The sequence below is a fragment of the Pleomorphochaeta caudata genome, from assembly GCF_055395745.1.
Window position 1 is genome coordinate 519,389 of record NZ_AP042458.1, and the last position, 21,081, is coordinate 540,469.

The 21,081-nt window shown below is 27.0% G+C and carries 22 protein-coding genes; 4 read left to right on the plus strand and 18 right to left on the minus strand.

Going from position 1 to position 21,081, the window contains the following annotated elements:
• Positions 1 to 113: 113 nt before the first annotated feature.
• The 6 genes from ACZ5RS_RS02390 to ACZ5RS_RS02415 form a co-directional block, all read right to left on the minus strand.
• Positions 114 to 1,112 carry an ATP-binding cassette domain-containing protein gene (locus tag ACZ5RS_RS02390; RefSeq protein WP_464637280.1) on the minus strand — a complete coding sequence of 333 codons (999 nt, stop codon included), beginning with the start codon at positions 1,110 to 1,112 and terminating at the stop codon, positions 114 to 116.
• Entirely contained in the window at positions 1,109 to 1,801 is a 693-nt protein-coding gene (locus ACZ5RS_RS02395; RefSeq protein WP_464637281.1) for a GTP-binding protein, read from the minus strand. The genes ACZ5RS_RS02390 and ACZ5RS_RS02395 overlap by 4 nt, the downstream gene beginning before the upstream one ends.
• Positions 1,802 to 1,803: 2 nt before the next feature.
• Positions 1,804 to 3,006, minus strand: coding sequence for an ABC transporter substrate-binding protein (locus ACZ5RS_RS02400; RefSeq protein ID WP_464637282.1), 1,203 nt, complete (start codon positions 3,004 to 3,006; stop codon positions 1,804 to 1,806).
• A 129-nt stretch (positions 3,007 to 3,135) separates the two neighbouring features.
• Positions 3,136 to 4,455, minus strand: a complete 1,320-nt coding sequence (locus ACZ5RS_RS02405) for a M20/M25/M40 family metallo-hydrolase (RefSeq protein WP_464637283.1) — start codon at positions 4,453 to 4,455, stop codon at positions 3,136 to 3,138.
• Positions 4,455 to 5,138: a hypothetical protein gene (locus tag ACZ5RS_RS02410; RefSeq protein ID WP_464637284.1), complete on the minus strand. Its 684-nt coding sequence runs from the start codon at positions 5,136 to 5,138 to the stop codon at positions 4,455 to 4,457. Before ACZ5RS_RS02410 ends, ACZ5RS_RS02405 begins: the two co-directional genes overlap by 1 nt.
• A 9-nt stretch (positions 5,139 to 5,147) precedes the next feature.
• Positions 5,148 to 5,888: a DUF5058 family protein gene (locus tag ACZ5RS_RS02415; RefSeq protein ID WP_464637285.1), complete on the minus strand. Its 741-nt coding sequence runs from the start codon at positions 5,886 to 5,888 to the stop codon at positions 5,148 to 5,150.
• Positions 5,889 to 6,265: 377 nt separating this feature from the next.
• On the opposite strand from ACZ5RS_RS02415, the gene ACZ5RS_RS02420 reads away from it, so the two are divergent.
• Together ACZ5RS_RS02420 and ACZ5RS_RS02425 are read left to right on the plus strand one after the other, a co-directional pair.
• Positions 6,266 to 7,291, plus strand: coding sequence for a LacI family DNA-binding transcriptional regulator (locus tag ACZ5RS_RS02420; protein ID WP_464637286.1), 1,026 nt, complete (start codon positions 6,266 to 6,268; stop codon positions 7,289 to 7,291).
• Between the two features lie 11 nt (positions 7,292 to 7,302).
• Complete coding sequence (locus ACZ5RS_RS02425; protein ID WP_464637287.1) at positions 7,303 to 8,634, plus strand: GH1 family beta-glucosidase; 1,332 nt, start codon at positions 7,303 to 7,305, stop codon at positions 8,632 to 8,634.
• 132 nt (positions 8,635 to 8,766) lie between these two features.
• Here the strand turns inward: ACZ5RS_RS02425 and ACZ5RS_RS02430 are convergent, their stop codons facing one another.
• The 8 genes from ACZ5RS_RS02430 to ACZ5RS_RS02465 form a co-directional block, all read right to left on the minus strand.
• Positions 8,767 to 9,204, minus strand: a complete 438-nt coding sequence (locus tag ACZ5RS_RS02430; protein WP_464637288.1) for a hypothetical protein — start codon at positions 9,202 to 9,204, stop codon at positions 8,767 to 8,769.
• 150 nt (positions 9,205 to 9,354) lie between these two features.
• Positions 9,355 to 10,452: a DUF362 domain-containing protein gene (locus ACZ5RS_RS02435; RefSeq protein WP_464637289.1), complete on the minus strand. Its 1,098-nt coding sequence runs from the start codon at positions 10,450 to 10,452 to the stop codon at positions 9,355 to 9,357.
• Between the two features lie 55 nt (positions 10,453 to 10,507).
• Positions 10,508 to 11,479, minus strand: a complete 972-nt coding sequence (locus tag ACZ5RS_RS02440) for a permease (protein WP_464637290.1) — start codon at positions 11,477 to 11,479, stop codon at positions 10,508 to 10,510.
• 47 nt (positions 11,480 to 11,526) lie between these two features.
• Positions 11,527 to 11,832, minus strand: coding sequence for an ArsR/SmtB family transcription factor (locus ACZ5RS_RS02445; RefSeq protein WP_464637291.1), 306 nt, complete (start codon positions 11,830 to 11,832; stop codon positions 11,527 to 11,529).
• 81 nt (positions 11,833 to 11,913) lie between these two features.
• Positions 11,914 to 12,858 carry an adenosine deaminase gene (add, locus tag ACZ5RS_RS02450; RefSeq protein WP_464637292.1) on the minus strand — a complete coding sequence of 315 codons (945 nt, stop codon included), beginning with the start codon at positions 12,856 to 12,858 and terminating at the stop codon, positions 11,914 to 11,916.
• A gap of 161 nt (positions 12,859 to 13,019) precedes the next feature.
• Positions 13,020 to 14,267: a sensor histidine kinase gene (locus ACZ5RS_RS02455; protein ID WP_464637293.1), complete on the minus strand. Its 1,248-nt coding sequence runs from the start codon at positions 14,265 to 14,267 to the stop codon at positions 13,020 to 13,022.
• Complete coding sequence (locus tag ACZ5RS_RS02460; RefSeq protein ID WP_464637294.1) at positions 14,257 to 14,940, minus strand: response regulator transcription factor; 684 nt, start codon at positions 14,938 to 14,940, stop codon at positions 14,257 to 14,259. Before ACZ5RS_RS02460 ends, ACZ5RS_RS02455 begins: the two co-directional genes overlap by 11 nt.
• A 98-nt stretch (positions 14,941 to 15,038) precedes the next feature.
• Complete coding sequence (locus ACZ5RS_RS02465) at positions 15,039 to 15,419, minus strand: hypothetical protein (RefSeq protein WP_464637295.1); 381 nt, start codon at positions 15,417 to 15,419, stop codon at positions 15,039 to 15,041.
• 186 nt (positions 15,420 to 15,605) lie between these two features.
• Here ACZ5RS_RS02465 and ACZ5RS_RS02470 point away from each other — a divergent pair, with 186 nt between their 5' ends.
• The gene (locus tag ACZ5RS_RS02470; protein WP_464637296.1) at positions 15,606 to 16,694 is read left to right on the plus strand and encodes a GGDEF domain-containing protein; all 1,089 of its coding nucleotides are present in this window, start codon (positions 15,606 to 15,608) and stop codon (positions 16,692 to 16,694) included.
• 88 nt (positions 16,695 to 16,782) lie between these two features.
• Here the strand turns inward: ACZ5RS_RS02470 and ACZ5RS_RS02475 are convergent, their stop codons facing one another.
• The 3 genes from ACZ5RS_RS02475 to ACZ5RS_RS02485 all read right to left on the minus strand — a co-directional run bounded on the left by ACZ5RS_RS02475 (position 16,783) and on the right by ACZ5RS_RS02485 (position 19,428).
• Positions 16,783 to 18,495, minus strand: coding sequence for an ABC transporter ATP-binding protein (locus ACZ5RS_RS02475; protein WP_464637297.1), 1,713 nt, complete (start codon positions 18,493 to 18,495; stop codon positions 16,783 to 16,785).
• A gap of 76 nt (positions 18,496 to 18,571) precedes the next feature.
• Positions 18,572 to 19,000: a DMT family transporter gene (locus tag ACZ5RS_RS02480; protein WP_464637298.1), complete on the minus strand. Its 429-nt coding sequence runs from the start codon at positions 18,998 to 19,000 to the stop codon at positions 18,572 to 18,574.
• Positions 19,001 to 19,008: 8 nt separating this feature from the next.
• Positions 19,009 to 19,428: a DMT family transporter gene (locus ACZ5RS_RS02485; protein WP_464637299.1), complete on the minus strand. Its 420-nt coding sequence runs from the start codon at positions 19,426 to 19,428 to the stop codon at positions 19,009 to 19,011.
• 114 nt (positions 19,429 to 19,542) lie between these two features.
• Between ACZ5RS_RS02485 and ACZ5RS_RS02490 the strand changes: the two genes are divergently transcribed.
• Positions 19,543 to 20,121, plus strand: a complete 579-nt coding sequence (locus ACZ5RS_RS02490; RefSeq protein WP_464637300.1) for a Crp/Fnr family transcriptional regulator — start codon at positions 19,543 to 19,545, stop codon at positions 20,119 to 20,121.
• On the opposite strand, the gene ACZ5RS_RS02495 is transcribed toward ACZ5RS_RS02490, so the two are convergent.
• Positions 20,118 to 21,071 (minus strand): methylenetetrahydrofolate reductase, encoded by a 954-nt coding sequence (locus ACZ5RS_RS02495; RefSeq protein ID WP_464637301.1) that lies wholly within the window; start codon positions 21,069 to 21,071, stop codon positions 20,118 to 20,120. The two genes, ACZ5RS_RS02490 and ACZ5RS_RS02495, sit on opposite strands and share 4 nt — an antisense overlap.
• Between the last annotated feature and the right edge of the window lie 10 nt (positions 21,072 to 21,081).

A 21,081-nucleotide genomic window follows, 5' to 3' on the forward strand; every position in this document is an offset into this window, starting at 1 on the left:
AACTAGTTTTTACATTTAGCTTCCCCAAATTATCTAAAGTTAGCTCATTATATCATGTTATAATATTTTATTAAATGATAACTTTTTTTTTAGACTATTCAATTTTTGATTTTTTAAAAATTTATTTCATTTCCTTCTCTTATTTCATTTCTTAATTTCATGAGTTCTAAATCTATAATTTCTAATTTTTCTAGAGCCTTTTTTTCTGTTTCAGAGGTCATAATTATTTTATCTATGCCCCCATTTTTTATTACAATTCTTTTATTTGCCATTAGTGCTAAAATTGGATCATGTGTAGCAATTAAAACTATTTTTTCTTCTTTGACTAATAAATTTAAAGCCTTTTTTCTATCAATTCCAGCGTTCTCAATTTCATCAATTAAAACAATAGGTGATTTTGATAGTATTGCAGTATCAGCAATCATTAAAGCTCTTGATTGTCCACCAGACAAACTTGTTATTTGAGAATTCGAGTCAAATGCTTCTCCAGCAAGTAAATTTGCTTCATTAATAATCTTATCAACAATCTCATTAACATTCTCAACCAATCTACTTTGGGCATGTAATTCTAAAAATTCTTTAACACTTAAATCCATTACAAAATTCATATTCTGGGATAATTGTGCTACTAATTTATTTGTTGACGAATATCTCCATTCCTTATCCCTAGTTTCCCCATTAATTAAGATTTTTCTTTTAGTAGGAGTATCTCTGTTTGCAATCCATTCTATATCTGAGAGCAATCTACTTTTACCAGATCCTGTTGGGCCAACTATAGCTACAATATCTCCAACATTTATAGTTACATCGTATAATTCATTATCCTTATTTTTATTATAACCCCTCAAAATTGTTATATTCTCAACCTTGTCTTTTTCTAATCCTAAGAATTCAAACATTTGATTAAAAAACTGATATGTATTATTTAAAAGTAGCTCTTTATCAAGGGCTAAATCTTCTGCTTCAACATCATTGATAGTATCAATATTTTCAAAAGCACTTTTTTCATAATCAGTAAAAATACTCTCATAATCTTTATAAAAATCAGCCATAAAAGGATAATCTTCAATAACTTTATTAATTTTTATATTCAAAAATTCTTTTTTATTCATTTATCCTCCAAATCTATTTTTCTAACATTTCCAAGTTGATAATCATCACCTATTCTTCTTTCCCCTAAACAATATGAACATAATGCACTTGGCATAGAAAATCTTAATTCTTTGCCCTTTACGCTGCATATTTGATTATTATCTACAATTAAAGTTGATAATTCAAAAGCTCCTTGCCCAGTTAATCCATTTACATTCATTACTATAGCTTTTGAATTAACTTGTCTAACTCTAGATGAAAAAACTTCTCTCTCTGCTTGAGACACAATATCACCCTTTGTTATGACTACAATATCTGCTGCTTTTAACATAGGACCTATTTTTTTTGGAGTATTAATCCCAGATAAATTATCTATAACACATATAGCTTTAATATCTTTAATATATGGGGAGCACCGATTACACAACCCCGCCGATTCTGTAATTAAAACATCTAAGTTTTTATTGACGCCCCATTGTGTAACTTCCTCAATATTAGACACAAAATAATGATCAGGACAAAGGGAACCTGATAACCCTTTTTTTACTGGAATACCTAGTTTTTGATAAATAATATCATCATCTGTATATAAACAATCAAATTTAACAACTCCAACTTTTAAATTCCTTTGTTTTAAAGAATCAATAGTTTTAACAATTACTGAAGTTTTTCCTGAGGACGGTGGCCCTGAAATTGTAATTAAATTCACTCTTATTCCTCCTTAGAGTTTTCAAAAGTAGCCAAACAAACATCTAATGTTTTTCCAATATCAGTATTATTAATATAATCCCAACCTAACCACATATATTTATTTTCTTTTGGAATCATATTATCGACATCAGGATTTGTTGAGGGAAATAATCCCTTATGACTGAAAATTTCACCAACTTCTTTAGAGCTAAAATATTCAACAAATTTTAATAATTCACTCTCTTTTTCTTTTTTTGTAAGCATAAAAATTGGAGAAATAATTGCTCCATCTTTTGGCCAAATTGCTTTCATTGCCCCCCCAAACTTTATCATTTTAGTAAAGAAATATGGCATTATAGTTATTGCAGGCTGTTCTTTTAAAGTATTTGATTTAACCATTTGAGATGGATGCATACCTTTTAATAAAGTTTTTGATAATTTCTTTACACCATCAAGTCCATATTTTTTAAATATGTTGAGAAGAATAGCATTAAATAAATCAAAATCTCCTACTGGTAAACTTACTTTATTTTCAAACTTTCCATTTATAAGTTCTTCCCAAGATTTTGGAGCCTCATTAAAATCTATTATTTCTTCATTTATCAAAAAAACGGCTGGAACAACACCTAAAATTGAATAATCACCTTTTGGGTCTTTCAATGATATATAATCATTATCAAAATCAGAATTATATTTTTCAAAAGGAATAAGATCTTTAAAAACTTTTTTCTTCTTAAATTGGTTTATATATTTATCATCAAAGAATAAATCAAAACCTGCAGATAAAAAGATATCAGATAATGATTCTTCTTTCATATTATTTTTAAGCCAATCTACTCCCATTGAAGCTGCTTTCAACTCATAATTAATAATATTTTCACAATCCTTTAATTTAAGCCATTTATCAAAAGACTCTAATAATGGAATTCGAATTGGGCAAGGAAGCACGCCATCTAATTTTATGGTTGCAGCTTCCTTGCTTACTTCTTTAGATAAAGTTAAATCAATAGATTCTTGATTTAATATTTGATTCAATTCATCAATAAATAAGTTAGTATTAATTTTTTTTGATTTTGTAATAGTTTCTATTGTAATTCTCTTTGCTAATGTTGATAAAATCAAATTATCTTCAACTTGCTTAATTCCTTTATTAATAAAATATTCTTTTGTTTGAGGGTATCTAGTTATTACATCATATAAATTATCACTGCTTTTTATTTTCATAATTTTATCCTTTATCTATATTTTAAACAGAGAATAAAAAATTTAATAATTTATGTCTGTTGCTTTTGCAACAAAAAAAAGGTTATTGCAAAAACTTACAATAACCTTAAATATTTAATTACTATTATTTTATATTTTTTCTAAAATCCTCTTATAGAAATCAACTCCAGAAGGTAATGTATTTGTACAAATATTTTCATTTAACCCATGAACTGAATCTAATTGTTGATGATTAATTTCTAAAGGAGCAAATCTAAATACATTATCACAAATTGGTGCATAATGCCTTGCATCAGTACCGCCTGTTAATGTATAAGGAGATGGAATTACATCACTCCATAACTCTTTTATTACATTTTCTAATAATTTAAATTCTTTACTCTTATAATCTACAACCTGACAATCACCACCATCATTTAATACTTCAATTTCTATGTCAAATTTTTTAGCTATCTTTTCAAATATTGCCATCATTTCTTCTGGCCCTTGATGATTTATATATCTAATATTTGCAGTAACAAAGGCTTCTTCTGGTAATACATTCAATCCATTAGCACCTTTTGCAGTAGTAAAGGCTATTGTTGTTTTAAACATAGCACCACCCATTGTATTAACTTTAGGAACTATAAAGGCCAATAAAGGAGCAAACCCCCTAGCATGTCTCATCAAAAAACCCATTGCACCAGTGGTAGTTTTTCCTAATCTAGTAAACATTTCTGCAGTAACATCATTCATTTTAGATTTAGTTGGATCATGTTTTTCTAAATACGAAATAAACTTTGCTAATCTAACAATTGGAGTATTTTTAGGAGGAGCAGAAGCATGACCACCTTCAGATCTTGCTATAAATTTTAAATTACCAGTGCTTTTTTCTAAGCTACCAATCATAGCATATTTGCCTTTTGCACCAGCCATTGGAGCTTCTACTATCATACCACCTTCATCAATAACTAATTTTAGGTGAACACCTCTATCTTTTAAGTATTGGCAAGTTCTTGGAGCTCCATCACCTAAGACTTCTTCTCCACAAGAAGATGCGATATAAATATCTGTAGGTGGTTCATAATTACTAGCAATAAGTTCATCTATTGATTGAAAGATACAAAATAATGCAGCTTTAGTATCTACAGTACCTCTGCCCCAAATAACGCCATCTTTAATCTCTCCACTAAAAGGAGGATATTTCCATTCCCCAGTAGCCTCAACAACATCTTGATGACTCATAAATAATACAGGCTCACATTTAGGATTTTTACTTTCCCATTTAATTAATAAAGATCCTTCAATATCTACAACTTCACAAGTATTAAATACATTAGGAAATAATTCTTTTAAAACATCATGAAACTTATCAAATTTCTCTTTTTGTCTAACTTGAAATATTGAAACAGTTTCACACTGAATCATTTTAGCTAATTTTGAACTATATAAAGCCTCTCTATCTTCCATTATTTCTTCTCCCTATTTACATGTCTAAAAAACAAATATGAAACACCAATTGAAATACCGCCAATTATTATAATCATTGTACCTGTGTCTCCAATTAAGGATGGAACACCAATACAAATTAAAATCATTGATACCATAGCAATTGCTGATAATTTTAAATCCTTAATAAAATATTGATAACCTAAAGCTCCAAATAAAGCAGGAAGAACATTATCAAAAGCAGGCTTAACAATAGGATTTTGTAACACCGGTGTTAAAGGAACAATTAATAAGACACCTATAGCAATTACAAGCATCGTTGTTAAAGCAGAAGTAGCAATAGATAATGTCATAATTATTTCATCTTCAGGTGTTCCAGCTCTTGTCTGAGCAATTTCTCTTGAACTAAAAGCACAAGGCAATTTTAAATTTGTTAAATTTCCTGTAAGAAAAGATAAATATACCCCACCAATTCCTAAAAGAGGAACATAAATTAAATATTCAGCAACACAAGAAGGAATATATATTAATAATATTTTTGTTATCGATGTTGCGAAAGCTTTTACATTTACATGAGCCTTTGTGAAATATGCAATTATAAAAGGAGCTAATAATAAAGCAAGAACTCCAACTGATAAGAAAAATCTTCCTAATTTATGAGTATCTTCAATATAATTATCATAATCAAAATTACTGTTTTCCATTATATTCTCCTATAATATTATTGAAAATCCGACTGTTGCTATCATAGCAATAATCATAGAAAGAGCTAATGAGAAAGATTCCAATACTTTATGATTTTTCTTTTTAATTAAATATTCGAATATAGCCATTACAAGTGCGGATACAATCGTTGTTAAAACAGGTAAATATACACCGTTTACGATAAAATCTGCTAAATAATTTCCTACAAAAGCTGCACATAAACCAATAAACATTGCTACCATAGCAATATTTGCAAATGAAGGTTTTGAAGAATCTTTTGAAGCTTTTTCACTTACTGATATTTTTTTAGAATATTTTTTTAAAGTAAAAATTGTTAATAAACATCCCCAGATTATTCCAACAGTCATAACTAATAAAATAGTTACTAAATCATCCATTGATAATAAAGCACTATCTAAAGTCTTACCCATTCCTTGCGCAGCTACTTGAGCTACAGTAGCCTCATATTGTAAATTACCAATAACAGAAAGTCTAAGCCAAGCAACAGGGACCCCTAAATTTCCACCTAAAGCTAAAACTCCTAATAAAATAGAAATACTTGGAATTGCAGTAAAAGTAGCAGAAGAAGTAATAGCTCTTTTTAATACCGTTTTATCCATCCCCATTTTTACTCCAGCTCGAAAACTCCGGAAAATAAATGTAAAGCAAAACAAGGCAACAAAAAGCAAAATAGCAGCAACTATTAAATAAATCGTCTTGGAATTTGCTAATGTTAAATAATCATTCATCAAATCCTCCAATATATAAGCACATTTAAATATTATAATGAGTATAATTATACAGTAGTATAGCATAAAATAGTCATATATAAATATTTTTTAGAAAAAGATATCAATTTATTATAACAACTCAAAATAAAATATTTCGAAACATGTTTCTACAATAAATTAATAGCATTATTATACTATAATTTCAAAAAATGTAGACTCTAAACTCTATATATTATAAAAAAATAGTTAAAAATATTTATTAAAAGCAATTGATTTAATATTCTAATATATGAAAAAAGTTTCTATATTTCGAAATTGACTTCTTTTTAATTTATGTTAACCTATATTTATAGAAATCGATTTCGATTAGATTGAATTAAAACAATGGAGCATTAATGGCAACTATTTATGATGTAGCAGAAAAAAGTGGATTCTCAGCAGCCACAGTTTCAAAGGTGTTTAATCGTTACCAAGGTGTTAATGCTAAAACAAAAGAAAAAATTCTTATAACTGCTAGAGAATTAGGATATACACCAACTCAAAGCGCTCAAGCTTTAGTTACAAAAAAATCTTGGCTAATAGGAGTTATCTTCCAAGAAGATTTAAAACAAGGATTTGTACATCCCCATTTTAGTGAAATACTTGAAGCCTTCAAATCTGAGATGGAAAAAGCTGGCTATGATATTATCTTCATCAATAGAAATTTTCCAAATCAAAATATGAGATATCTTGAACATTGTAGATATAGAAATATTGATGGAGTTCTTTTTGCATCTAGCACTCTAGATATAAAAGAAGCAATAGCAATTAATAATATTGGAATAAAATGTGTTTCGGTCGAAACAAAATACCCCAAAATACCTACTATACTTTCTACTAATTATGAGGGCTCTTTTGAAGCTTTAAAATATCTTTATTCCCTTGGACATAGAAAAATTGGCTACTTAGGATCACCTTTAAGTTCATTATCAGGAATAGAAAGATTTGAAGCTTATAAAGCTTTCTTAAAAGAATTCAATTTACCTTATGATAAAAAAATTATTGATTTTTGTGAAAACTACACACCTCAAGAAGAATTAGAAAGAGCTTCTTCATATATAGAAAGAAATAAAAATGATTTACCTACTGCTATTTTTGCTAGTCATGATAGAATAGCTATTACATTACAAAAAACTTTAATTTCAAAAGGCATTTCGGTACCTAATGATATATCAATAATTGGTTTTGATGATATTGAAATTACCAATGTTTCAACTCCAGCATTAACTACAGTTAAACAATTTAGATCAAATATTGGCATAAAAGCAGCTGAACTAATGAAAGATTTATTAAACAATAAACCAATTGAGTCAAAAGAAATTTTCAGAATTAATACTCAATTAATACTTAGAGATTCAACTTGCAGAGCAAGAATAATATAGAGGACAAATAAATGAATTTTAAAGAAGACTTTGCTTGGGGGGTTGCGACCTCCTCTTATCAAATTGAAGGGGGCAACCTTGAAGATGGACGTGGTAGAAATATTTGGGATGATTTTTGCAAATTCCCAGATAAAGTATATAAAAATCATGATGGGTTAATTGCTTGTGATCATATACATAAGTTTAAAGAAGATGTCAAAAGAATGAAAGAAATAGGTATTAAAGCCTATAGATTCTCAATTAGTTGGCCAAGATTAATACCTAATGGAACAGGTAAAATTAATGAAAATGGTATTAAATTTTACCATGATTTAATTGATGAATTAATAAAAAATAATATTGAACCATATATCACTCTATTCCACTGGGACTTACCTATTGAATTACATAAAATTGGAGGTTGGTTAAATCCAAATATAGTTGATTATTTTGAGGAATATACAAAATTGGTTGTAAAAGAATACTCCTCAAAAGTTAAATACTTTATGACATTAAATGAACCTCAATGCTTTTGTGGTTTAGGTTATATCTCAGGTATACATGCACCAGGTTTAAAGCTTAATCATAAAGATTCACTAACAGTAATTCATAATGCTTTAAAAGCTCATGGTATTGCAGTAAAAACTATTAGAGAAAATGCTAAAGGTCCTGTATCAATCGGAATTGCTCCTAATAGTTCCCCTTCTATACCAACCGGTAATACTGAAATTGAAATAGAGAAAGCCCGAGAAGACTATTTTAGAATTCCTGAATTAAATGAAAATTATTACTTCTGTGCATCTTTATTTATGGATCCTATATTTTTAGGTGACTATCCAAAGGATTACTATATTAAGTATAAAGAATTTCTTCCTGAAATAACAAAAGAAGATTTAAAGCTTATAAGCCAGCCAATAGATTTTTTAGGACAAAATATTTATTCAGGAAATAAAGTCCAACCTTTAATTAATAATGAAGAACACACTGACTTAAACTGGGAAATTGTTCCAGAAGCCTTGTATTGGGGACCTAAATTTTTGTATGAACGATATAATAAACCAATATATATTACTGAAAACGGAATGGCTAATGGAGATATTATTTCTTTAGATGGTAAAGTTCATGATCCACAAAGGATAGATTACTTAAATAGATATTTACTTCAACTAAAAAAAGCTATAGAAGAAGGAATTGATATTAAAGGATATTTTCTTTGGTCTTTATTAGATAATTTTGAATGGGCAGAAGGTTATAGACCTAGATTTGGAATTGTCTATGTTGACTATAAAACTCAAAATAGAATTTTAAAAGATTCTGCATATTGGTATAAATCAATTATTGAAAGTAATGGCAAGAAACTTTAAAAGCTATAAAATATTTTTAATAAAAGAAAATTATACTTAAATTAAAATATTAATTAATTAAAAAAAGTTGCTGCTTAAATATTTAAATTTTTTTTGCAGCAACCTTTTTATCAATATTAATTTAAATTAATATTAATAAAATTCCACCCATTCCCCGTTTTCAATTTCAAAATCATTATTATTAGGATCTGATGATTCTCCAGGTTTAAAGGTAATTTTTACAACATGACCTTCTGAATATTTAAACTTAACATCAAGATAATGATCAGGATCTTCTGAATCGTACATCTTCAAAACAAGTGTTGCATAAGAATCTTCATGCAAAATTGGAAGTAATGGTAATTTTATATATTCTCCTGGGGAAATAACTTCACCAGAATCTAAAACATTAGCCCCAATTCCAAGTCTTTTAGGAGCAGAAGACCCATTCCAAACTTCCAATTCTTCTATGTTCACATCACTACCATTAACAATCAATACCGATGTTGAAGCATAATCATCAAAAAAAGAACAACTTGATAATAATGTTAAAGCAACAATCAAAACAGATAACACTAATTTTTTCTTCATAAAGAACTCCTCTTAGGTAACTAATTTATTATAATAATTTTATTATAACAAGTTAATTATATGAGGAAAAACTCTGATTTAACAAGTTTTTTTTAATTTATTTTATATAGCAACCATTTTTTTATGTTTTATATATATAAATATAAAATATTAACTATTATCAAGTAAAAATTTTATCATGTCATTTGCACTTGGAGGACATCCTTTTAATGATTTCCCAAGTTTTCTAGTACAAGATCCAACTCCAATCAATGTTTGGTCTTCCTTATTTTTAAATCCTTGCCCAATACAAACTTTTTTAATATCAAACAATTGATTAGTATCATTAAGTCTTTTTATTGCATGTATTAAATTCCCATAACAAGCAGAACAAGCTTTATCAGCTTCAACATATTTTGCAAGATAAGCAACAGTACCTTTTGGCTTTTTGTTTAAAGCATCAATACTATCAGGATTATTTAAATTAATAATATTTGCTTTATTTATATCAGAATTTCCAACACCATAACTTTGAGCTAATTTTATGTACTCAACCTCATCAACACTGTATCCAAGTAGAGAAGCTCCAAAAGCATCACATAAAACACTATCTTTACAAGCATAGATTCGATTAGTCTCGATGGGGTTTCCACCTTCTTCAAAATCCAAATCTCCATTTAATGAATCAACAATTACCAAATCAGCAGTTCTTATTTTATTTAAAGTAGCTATAGGTTTCATTAAACCTAGATTATGAAACATTCTCTTATTTTTATCAGAAATACAACCTTTCATGTTTTTTAATGCACAGGTTATCTTAGTTTGACAATGACCTTTTAATACTGGAACTGAAATTAAAAAATCACAATTAAAAATTTCTTTACTAATTTCTACTTTTATACCATTTTCAATTTTAGTTTCATAATCATCATCTTTAACATCAATTAAAGGAACTTTATATTTTTTACTAATTTGAGGGTATCCAAAATATTTAAAGGCCTGTTTTGTTGAGGCTCCAATCCAAGAAGATTCAACGATTTTAATATTTTTAAAACCTTTTTCTTGTAAATACTCAATTATTTCTACAACAATCTCAGTATGAGTAGTAGCTCCTAAACTGGGATCTTTGGCTATAAGCAAATTAGGTTTTATTACAATATTTGCATTTTTATCTTTAATCTGATCTTCAATTTTAATATATTTTAATAATTGGTTAATACTTTTACTACAATCATTACCATATATAATTACTATATCCTCATTTCTCATACCATCTCCTCCAAATTAATCATAGCATAAAAATACTAAAATTAATTAAGAGAAATTATGCTAATAAATAAGGTGAAATATAATTAAAGACAAGACCAACAAATAATATTCCTAAAGTAGTAATAATAATAAATTTTGCAATTAATTTTGGTTTTATAACTTTTCTAAGGATTACCATTTCTGGTAAAGATAGAGCAGTTGTAGCCATCATAAAGGCTAGAGCGGTTCCAATTGCAACACCTTTATTTATTAAAGCTTGAGCTATAGGAATAGTACCTAATGCATTAGAATATAATGGGACACCGGCAATTACGGCAACCAATAAAGCTAAAGGATTGTCTTTACTAGCATATTTTGATAAGAAATTTGCAGGAACCCAACCATGTATAACAGCACCAATACCAATACCAATTAACAAAAATAAATAAACTCTTTTTATTATATCTTTCATATTTGATAGTGCAAAATTAACTCTTTCTTTGTGAGTTAATTTTTCTACTTCATGATGTGTTGCATTCAAATTATATACATATTCTTCAACTTGATCTCTATTATTAAATAAACCAATAATCGCACCACCAACAACTCCAACAAAAACACCAGTTACAACATATAACAAAGCAATCTTCCATCCAAAAGCTGCTAATAAAATAACAAATGCGGCCTCATTAACTATAGGAGAAGTTATTAAAAATGAAAAAGTTACTCCAATTGGAATGCCTGCCTCTACAAAGCCTATGAACAAAGGAACGGATGAACAGGAACAAAATGGTGTTACAATCCCTAATAGGGATGCCATAATATTAGCTTTGATTCCACTAAACTTATCAATTATTTTTTTTGTTCTTTCTGGTGGAAAAAAACTTCTAAGATATGAAATTAAAAAAATCATAAAACTTAATAAAATTATAATTTTTATAACATCATAAATAAAAAAATGAACACTTGAACCTAAAGAACTTTCCAAATCTATTTTTAAAACATTTGTAACAAAAAAACTTACTAAATTATCTAACCAATTAAACATAAAAACCTCATATCAATTTTTTTTGATATATTAGCAGAAAAAAATTTCTACTTCTTACAATTACACTTTATTTCAGTATTGTTATTAATAAATAAAGAATCCAGAATCTTTTTAACAGATTCTTTTCCTTCCATATTTAGACTATAATGACTCCATTTCCCTTCATTTCGACATACAACTAAATTGGATTCAACTAGAATTTTCATATGATATGATAAGCCGGATTGAACCATATCCAATCTCTCTAATAAATTACATGCACAAAGCTCACCATCTTGAAGTAGATTAAGAATCTTAATCCGTCTTTCATCTGATAATGCTTTAAAAATATTTGCAATTTCTTTATTATCCATATCATCCTCATATCAACTTTTCTTGATATGAGAATATTGCTAATATTATTTTTTGTCAATATTTTAAATAAATATATCCTTTTATTTTAAGAAAGAAGCTTCATAGGTATATTCTTTTATTTTATCTATCTCTTTTTCACTAAAATTTAATTTTGTTCTTAACAAATCAAATTCTTTTTGAATGTTAGTATCAGAAACTGTCATATTATCTGAAGAAAGAGCAATATGAACACCTTTATCAAATAAAGATCTAATAGGATGATTCTCAATTTTTTCAACGGCTTTTGTTTGTAAATTACTACTTACACAAACTTCTAAAGTAATATTATTATCTATTAGTTTTTTTATTATATCTTCATGATTAATTGATAGAATTCCATGTCCAATTCTGTCTGTTTTAACTTTTAAAGCCACATCTAAATCATCTCTAGTCCCGGCTTCTCCCGCATGTATTGTTAAAGGCAAGCCTTGTGCTTTCGCATCCAATAATAATGGCATAAAATCTCTTGTTGGATATATTGCTTCAGCCCCAGCTATATCTAAAGCACAAACAGTTCTTCCTAAATATTTTTTTACCAAGGAAATTGACTCTCGATTTAAATCTTCATTATCCTTTGATCTAATCATACAAATAATTAACCCCGCTTTAAAATTATCCAATTCTCTTTCTGCCTGTTCAATTCCATTAATAGCTGCTTTTAAAATTTCTTCTTGGCTATATTTAGTTAAAGTTGATAACTGTGGGGCAAATCTAACTTCAGAATAATCCATATTTAAAGCTGATAAATCTTTTATCAATTCATAACTTACTCTTTCAATTGCTTGAGGAGTTTGTAGAACTTTTAATGGTATTTTAAATTTTTCTAAATATTCATTTAAACTTTTACAAGTGGGAGAGACTTTCATAATGCTAGATAATTCATTCTTTTTTATGCCTAAATCTAATTTTTGTTCTTTCATCAGATCCCATACTGTATCAACTCTTAACGAACCATCAATATGTAAATGTAATTCTCTATTTTTCATAACACCCTCCTATTTAAAGTATCTTATATTCTATTCAATTTTTTATAAAAAGACAAATTAAATTTTATTAACTTTTTTTATCTCTTATAACAAATATAATAAAAAAATAAGCACTTAAAAAATTAAGCGCTTCTAATAATCAAAATATCAAATAAAAAATATCATTTTTTTATAATATAACTAAATTTTGTCTCTTCATTTTCTTTACTAGTAACATAAATAAATCCATCTAATTTTTTTGCACTAGCATATACTATAGATAAACCTAACCCGGAGCCACCTAAATTTCTAGAGCGAGATTTATCAACTCTATAAAATCTCTCAAAGATTTTATCAAGATTTTCTTGGGCAATTCCTTTACCATTATCACTAACACTGATTATATCATAACTATTACTTACATCTAAATTTTCAGCTATGATTTTATAATACTTAGAAGATACATCATTTGCATTGAATTGATTGTAATCTATTGTTACTTTTGTGTTCTCACCACTATATCTAATAGCATTTGAAATTAAGTTATTAATAGCTGATTTAATAATATTCTCATCATTATTAATTTCAACATCAGGGGTGATATTATTAATTAAAATCATTTTGTTCTTTTCTAACATTAAATGATGTTCTTTAGCTAAAGTATCAATCAAGTTTTTTAAATTAAAATCTACAACTGTTATAGTATCATCATTTTCTATCATCCCTAATTGATGTAGCTGATCAACTATCTTATTTAATCTCTCTATTTCATTTAAACAAAGATTTAAATTATCCTTATCGAGGTCCCAAACATCATCAAGCATAGCTTCGATTTGAAGTTTCAAATTAGTGATTGGAGTTCTAAGTTCATGCTGAACATCTTGTGACAATCTCTTATCGTGTTCAATATTTTCATTAATTCTATTAGCCATTTTTTCTAAGGCTACAATTAGTAATGAAATCTCTTCAATAGAGGTGTTTTTTTTCAATTTTATATCATAGTCACCATTTTCTATTTTTGAAGTTGCTTCTTTTAAAGTCATTAAAGGTCTAGAAATTCTTTTTGATAATAAATACCCAACTACAATTGAAACCAAGAAGGAAAATATTCCTATTATTAAAATATAATAATTAATTGAATTTTTTAAATTTTGTTCAACACTATTTAACTGATAATGCATCCCAGAAGTATTTGCATTATTTCTTTGAAGAACACTCCTATTAGATCTTAAAGCTCCAAAAACAACAGAAGAGGTATCCTCTTGTGAAAGTTGACTTTCTAATATCTGTTGGTTTTTAACAATTAAATAATTATCAAAACTCTTACCAACAGCAAAATTCAATAATAAAGCAATTAATAAAGTAAAAACTAATGAAAATATTCCAAAAGCTAAAGCCAATTGTTTTTTGATTTTTATTTTATGTTTCAAAGCTATACCCTAGCCCATGTTTTGTTACTATAAATTTAGGTTTTTTCCTATCTTCTTCTATTTTTTTTCTTAAACTTTTTATATATGTATCAATACTTCTATCAAATCCATCAAAATCATCATTTAATGCATAAGTTATTAAATCATCTCTTGAAAAAATTCGTGAAGGAGATTTAGCCATAGTAAATATTATTTTCCTCTCTGTAGGAGTTAAATCTAATATTACTGAATCCTTATATAAAATTTCTTTTTCAAAATCAAATTTTAAATTTCCATAAGTAATTGGCTTTGAAACAAGAATATCATTTTTACTTCGTCTAATTACAGCTTTTACTTTTGCTACAACTTCTTTTGGACTAAAAGGTTTTTCAATATAATCATCAGCACCTAAATTAATACCTTTTACTAAATTATCTTCACCAACTTTTGCTGTTAACATTATTATTGGTACTCTAGAATCTCTTCTGATTATATTGCACACTTGTTCACCAGAGTAATAAGGCATCATTAAATCTAAAATAATTAAATCAATTTGTTCAGATTTAAATTTTTCTAATGCTTCTTTACCATCATTAGCAACAATAATTTTATAACCTTCTTTTTGAAGATACCCTTTTAAAACATTAGTTATATTTTCTTCATCATCAGCTAATAAGATAGTATAATCTTTCATTTTTCTTCTCTCTTAATCCAATTTATATATGTATTATAGCATATAAAAAAAATACTAGTCGAAAGAAAAATCTCTCAACTAGTATATCCTATCTAATCTTATCTATTTCTAAAGTTTCTACTTGATTGAGATACTCTTCTTGACGAATTACTAGAACTTTGTCTCTTTGAATTACTACTTGATCTAAATTGATTATCATTATAACAATTTCCAATACAATCATTATTTTGATTTCTTTGGTTTAATAATTGTCCATCTCCACCAACTAATCTACAATAGTCAGGTAATTCTGATTCAGATACTATTTGATTTGTTTCTGTGTTTCTATAAGTTCCATCTGCTAATTCAACATATGTAGGATTACTATTTAAACCTAATTGTGTTCCGTCTTGATAATAAGCTCTTTGTTGTACTCCAGCGAAAAGTCCTACTGCTACTACTGATACCATTAAAATAATTGTTAAAATTCTTTTTTTCATTTTTCTATCCTTAAAATTTAATTTCACTTTTATCTTGTGATAATTCTAATTTATATATAAAATGTGGTAAAAATATGGTGATATAATTTTTTTATAATATTTTTTTACCAACTATTTTCATTAATATTTTTACAATATTTAGGACACTCTATTATAAAAAAACATTTAAATAAAAGGAGCTTATTAATGGATTTATTCTTTACAAACCCGGACAATGAGGTTCAAAAACATATAGACAATTTTAATATAAAATATTTAAGGCTTTTGACTCTTGTATTTGGATTAATTCAATTTGGCTATTTTATTTTAACTTATACTTCATATTTTGATTGTCCTGAAAGAATGGAATATAGAATTTTATATATTATTAATTCAGCAGTTTGTTTTTTCTTTTTCTTTGCATCGACTTATTTTTATTTTAAGAAAGAAAGACATGCTCAATGGGTTGTTGATATTCAAGCAATAGCCGTAATTGCAGTAATAATATGTACAATACTAATTAGTAATTTAGATTTTAGATATGGCGGAGATTGCATTATTTACTGTACTATCGTATTAGCAGTTACAACATTAACTCTTCAATCTCCATTCCAAGCAGCATTGTTTCATTTTATTGCTGGTTTCTTTTATCTATTATTTTGGACAAAATTCATTGGACATTTTGATTTAGCATACACATTTAAATTTGTAAGCTTTTCTATTTTATGTTTTGTTTCTGGTCTTGCTAAATATAAACTATATGTAGATGTTACAAAAACACAAATTGAATTAACAAATCTTAGTGAAGAATTTAGACAATCTTCAATTAAAGATTCTCTTACTGGGGTTAAAAACAGAAGAGCTCTTATCCAAGATAGTTACTTATTTTGTGATGAACATTCTTTCTTCTTGTTCACAGATATCGACCATTTCAAATTAGTAAATGATTCTTTTGGTCACCAAAATGGAGACTTAGTAATTTGCTATTACGCTGAACAATTATGCAAGATTTTTAGTAAAGAACATGTCTATAGATTTGGTGGTGATGAATTTATGGTAGTTGTTCCAAACATGGATAAACATGATGCTGATATAGCATTAGAGAAATTAAAAGTATCTCTTTCAAATGTTGTATTTGATGAATCAAGCCACAGTTTCTCAGTTAGTGGTGGATACTTATTTAATAGACTTGGTTGTGACAATCTAACAATAAAAATTGAAGACTTATTAAGAAAATTAGACCATGCTTTATATGAAGTAAAAAATAACGGACGTGGATATTTCTTACAAGGTTAATTAAAAAAGCATACAAACAAATAGAATCTCCAAAGTAAATAAAGAAATTACTTTGGAGATTATTATTTATATATATATTTAAAAAACATTATAATTTTTGACTGTTATATAAATGAGTATATTTACCATTTTTCTCAATCAAGGTTTTATGATTACCCATCTCTATAATTTTTCCATCATCAATTACGATTATATTATCAGCATTTCTAACTGTAGATAATCTATGAGCAATTACAATTGAAGTTCTTCCTTTTGCCAATCTATCAAATGCTTCAGTAATTAATTGTTCACTTTCACTATCTAAAGCACTTGTTGCTTCATCAAAAATTAATATTGGAGGATTCTTTAAGAATACTCTTGCAATTGATAATCTTTGTTTTTGGCCTCCAGATAATCTAGCCCCATGTTCTCCTACTTGAGTATCTAAACCATGTGGTAAAGAATCAACAAATTTACTTAAATTAGCGGCTTTTAAAGCATCCCAAAGTTCTTGATCAGTAGCCCCAGCCTTACCATATTTCAAGTTTTCCCTAATAGAAGCATCAAACAAAAATACATTTTGCTGAACAAAACCAATTCTCTTATGTAAAGAAGACTGAGTAATTGTTTTAATATCTTGATCATCAATATAAATAGATCCTGAATTGATTTCATAAAATCTAGGTATTAAATTAGCTAAAGTACTCTTTCCTGCTCCAGATTCTCCAACTAAGGCAATAGTTGAACCCCCTTTGATTGTTAAATTAATATCCTTTAAAACTGGAGTTTCATCATCATAAGCAAAATTTACATTTTCATATCTAATGATACCTTTTGTAACATTTAAGTCTTTTGAATTAGGAGAGTCTTCAATTTCAGGGTTAATTTCCATAACATCAACAAAACGTTGGAAACAAACAATACCTTGTTGTAATTGTTCCATAAAGTTAATTAATCTATCAATTGGAGGTAAAATTACTGTTATAAATAATACAAATGTAATTAAATCATAAGTTTGTAATACACCTTTATAAATTAATAAGGAACCACCAACAATAGGGAATAAATAACATAAATTTCTCAAGAAGTTTAAAATTGAATGGAATTTTGCCATAGCATCATATTGTGCTTTTTTTGCATCCATTAAAACATTATTACTATTTGCAAATTGTTCTTCTTGATAATTTTCTTTATTAAAAGATTTAACCTCACGAATCCCTTGAATTGAATTTTCTACAGTACTATTAACATCAGCTAAGGTTTTTCTAACTGTATCAAATCTTGATTTCAATTTCTTACCAGATATTATTCCATAAACTGCTAAAATAGGGAAAGGAATTAAAGTAATAAAAGCTAATTGCCAATTAAAAATAAACATAGCAACAAACCCACCAATAATTGTAATACTACTTATAATTATATCTTCTGGGCAGTGGTGTGCTGTTTCTGTTATTTGGAACAAATCATTTGTAATTCTACTCATTATATGACCAGTTTTTGTTTGGTCATAATAACTAAATGAGAGTTTTTGTAAATGTGAAAACAAATCGCTTCTCATATCAGTTTCTATATAAACACCTAAAATATGGCCCCATTTTAATCTAATAAAGTCACATATCAGTTGAATTACATATATGGCTAAAATAGCAACAAAAGTTAAAATCATATAATTCCACATCATATTTGGAATATATGTTTTTATTAAATTTCTAGTTACTATTGGGAAAAAAATAGATACTGTTGAGAAAATGATTGCCGCAACAATATCTAAGACGAATAAACCAATGTAAGGTTTATAATACGAAAAAAACTTTTTTAACATCAATTTTCTCCAAAAAAATCTTATATTTTAAGTATATTAAATTACCAATTAAATAACAATGTGATTCATTAATATATCAGTCTTTTTGATTAATAAATAATAACCCAATAAATACTAAAATGCCACCTATAATATTTATATAATCTAAAGTACCTTTTAATATCCAATCTATAATTATTGCAGCACTAATTTGACCAAAAAACATTAAAATTGTCATAATTAAGGATGAAATTCTGATTGCTAAATATGCTGAAAAAAACACTACCAATATCCCTAATGGACCTCCTAGATAATATATAAAAGAAGGATAATTATTATGATTAAAAAAGGAGGGTTCTCCTTTTGCAAATATCAATAAAGCTATTATAGAAAAAAACAAACCTATAACATAATTATAGAAAGTACTAACTAAAGTATTAACTTTGGTTGAAAGTAATGCATTAGTAGTTCTAGATAAAACAATTGTTACACCTGATAAAATTGAAAATATAATTGCTAAAAACATATTACCTCCTAAAACACTATCATGATTGTTATTCCAAGACTTAAAAAAGCTAGGCCAATATATGTCTTAAAATTATTTTTAGTTTGATGATTAAAAACATGCATTAAATCTAAAATTAATGAAGTAACACTCTGTCCAAATAGACAAAGTGATAATAATACTGATACATCTAAATATGAAAAGGCATAATTATTAAAGACTGTTGTAAGTACACCTAAAAAACCGCCCATAAAATAATAAAGAGGAAGTTTATTATCTATTTTAATTTTTTCTCTTCTGGCAATGACTATCACTAATAAAATTACAAGAGCAAAAACATGAGCTAATACTGTTGCATGATAAACTCCAAAACTTTCAGTAAGCTTACCATTTAGTGCAACCATAATTGAAATTATAAAACCAACTGATGCTGACAAAAAATAATACATAATTATCTACCTCAATTTTATCTTCAACTATTTTTATCAATACTAATATGACAAAGGTCATATTAGTGTGAAAAAATAATATTTAATATTAAAAATTAATGTTAAAATATTTATATGATTGAAGAACTAAAAAAATTAGGAAAAATAATAACAATAAAAAAAGATACTTATATTTGCCAAGAAGGCTTTGAATTAAATAACGTTTATATAATCTTATCTGGTAGTTGTAAAATATTTAGACTTAGTGAAACTGGTAAAGTTATGAGCTTTGGTTTCTATAACAATTCAGGAATAATTGGAGATTTAGAGACTTTTAGTGATTCGAACATTGCTGAAACAAGTGTTTTATGTACCTCTGAAATTAGCTGTATTAAAATTTCACTAGAAAAAAGTAAACAACTTATTAAAACGAATATTGAATACAGCAACAATTTAGCAAAAACGCTAGCTCAAAAATTAACTTCATCCTCTATTCAAACTACACAAAATATCTTATTGCCTTTAGAAGATAGATTAATTATCTATTTGAAAAATACATATCCTAATAACATATTTAGTGGAAATTTAACCCATATTTCACAAGAGTTAGGCACTAGTTATAGACATCTTTTAAGAGTTATAAAAAAATTAAAAGAAAACAATATTCTAATACCAATAAAAGATTCTAAGAAATATAAGATAAATATAAACTAAAAAGTTTCTTCAACAATTTTTGCTACACTATTAACAGAACCAATAGTATAAAAATGTACACCTTTTACACCATGTTCAATTAGTTCTTTAACTTGTTTAATTCCCCACCAAATTCCAATTTCTTTGATTTCTTCTTTAGATTTTGCTTTATCAATTTGAGTATATAAATCAACTGGAATATCAACAGAAAAAGTTGTTGGAATTGTTTCTATATGTGATTTTCTAGCTATAGGTTTGATACCTGGAATAATAGGAATAGTAATCCCATTTGCACGACATTTATCAACAAAATCAAAATATTTTTTATTATCATAAAACAATTGAGTTACAATATAGGAGGCTCCAGCATCCTGTTTTTTCTTCAAATTAATGATATCTACATCTAGATTTGCTGCTTCAAAATGTTTTTCAGGATATCCAGCAACTCCTATGCAAAAATCAGTTTTTATTGGATCAATAATACTCTTATCCAAATAAATACCATCATTCATTCTCTTTATTTGTTCAACCATTTCACATGAGTGTGTATAACCGTTTTCACAAGGAATAAATCTTCTTTCACCCTTTGGAGGATCTCCTCTAAGTGCAAATATATTATCTATATCTAAGAAGTTTAATTCTACTAAAGTATTTTCTATTTCCAAATCACTCATTCCGCCACATATTAAATGAGGAATTGTAGGAATATTAAATTTATATTGTAAAGCTGCAGCAATACCAATTGTACCAGGTCTTTTTCTTACTATTTTTCTAATAATTTTATTATCCCCAGCATCTTCATAAACAACTTCATTTTGATGATTAGTAATATTAATATATGAAGGAGAATATTTTAATAATTTTTCAGTTGATTTAAAAATACCTTCAATTGTATGCCCTTTTAAAGGGGGTAATAATTCAAAAGTAAACAAAGGTGATTTTGAATCTTTTAAGATATCTGTTACTTTCATTTAATCTCTC

Excerpts from the sequence above, each read along its gene's own strand:
- ACZ5RS_RS02390 (WP_464637280.1), bottom strand. The coding sequence starts at position 1,112 with ATGAATAAAAAAGAATTTTTGAATATAAAAATTAATAAAGTTATTGAA.
- ACZ5RS_RS02400 (WP_464637282.1), bottom strand. The coding sequence starts at position 3,006 with ATGAAAATAAAAAGCAGTGATAATTTATATGATGTAATAACTAGATAC.
- ACZ5RS_RS02405 (WP_464637283.1), bottom strand. The coding sequence starts at position 4,455 with ATGGAAGATAGAGAGGCTTTATATAGTTCAAAATTAGCTAAAATGATT.
- ACZ5RS_RS02410 (WP_464637284.1), bottom strand. The coding sequence starts at position 5,138 with ATGGAAAACAGTAATTTTGATTATGATAATTATATTGAAGATACTCAT.
- ACZ5RS_RS02415 (WP_464637285.1), bottom strand. The coding sequence starts at position 5,888 with ATGAATGATTATTTAACATTAGCAAATTCCAAGACGATTTATTTAATA.
- ACZ5RS_RS02420 (WP_464637286.1), top strand. The coding sequence starts at position 6,266 with ATGGCAACTATTTATGATGTAGCAGAAAAAAGTGGATTCTCAGCAGCC.
- ACZ5RS_RS02425 (WP_464637287.1), top strand. The coding sequence starts at position 7,303 with ATGAATTTTAAAGAAGACTTTGCTTGGGGGGTTGCGACCTCCTCTTAT.
- ACZ5RS_RS02430 (WP_464637288.1), bottom strand. The coding sequence starts at position 9,204 with ATGAAGAAAAAATTAGTGTTATCTGTTTTGATTGTTGCTTTAACATTA.
- ACZ5RS_RS02435 (WP_464637289.1), bottom strand. The coding sequence starts at position 10,452 with ATGAGAAATGAGGATATAGTAATTATATATGGTAATGATTGTAGTAAA.
- ACZ5RS_RS02440 (WP_464637290.1), bottom strand. The coding sequence starts at position 11,479 with ATGTTTAATTGGTTAGATAATTTAGTAAGTTTTTTTGTTACAAATGTT.
- ACZ5RS_RS02445 (WP_464637291.1), bottom strand. The coding sequence starts at position 11,832 with ATGGATAATAAAGAAATTGCAAATATTTTTAAAGCATTATCAGATGAA.
- add (WP_464637292.1), bottom strand. The coding sequence starts at position 12,858 with ATGAAAAATAGAGAATTACATTTACATATTGATGGTTCGTTAAGAGTT.
- ACZ5RS_RS02460 (WP_464637294.1), bottom strand. The coding sequence starts at position 14,940 with ATGAAAGATTATACTATCTTATTAGCTGATGATGAAGAAAATATAACT.
- ACZ5RS_RS02465 (WP_464637295.1), bottom strand. The coding sequence starts at position 15,419 with ATGAAAAAAAGAATTTTAACAATTATTTTAATGGTATCAGTAGTAGCA.
- ACZ5RS_RS02470 (WP_464637296.1), top strand. The coding sequence starts at position 15,606 with ATGGATTTATTCTTTACAAACCCGGACAATGAGGTTCAAAAACATATA.
- ACZ5RS_RS02475 (WP_464637297.1), bottom strand. The coding sequence starts at position 18,495 with ATGTTAAAAAAGTTTTTTTCGTATTATAAACCTTACATTGGTTTATTC.
- ACZ5RS_RS02480 (WP_464637298.1), bottom strand. The coding sequence starts at position 19,000 with ATGTTTTTAGCAATTATATTTTCAATTTTATCAGGTGTAACAATTGTT.
- ACZ5RS_RS02485 (WP_464637299.1), bottom strand. The coding sequence starts at position 19,428 with ATGTATTATTTTTTGTCAGCATCAGTTGGTTTTATAATTTCAATTATG.
- ACZ5RS_RS02490 (WP_464637300.1), top strand. The coding sequence starts at position 19,543 with ATGATTGAAGAACTAAAAAAATTAGGAAAAATAATAACAATAAAAAAA.
- ACZ5RS_RS02495 (WP_464637301.1), bottom strand. The coding sequence starts at position 21,071 with ATGAAAGTAACAGATATCTTAAAAGATTCAAAATCACCTTTGTTTACT.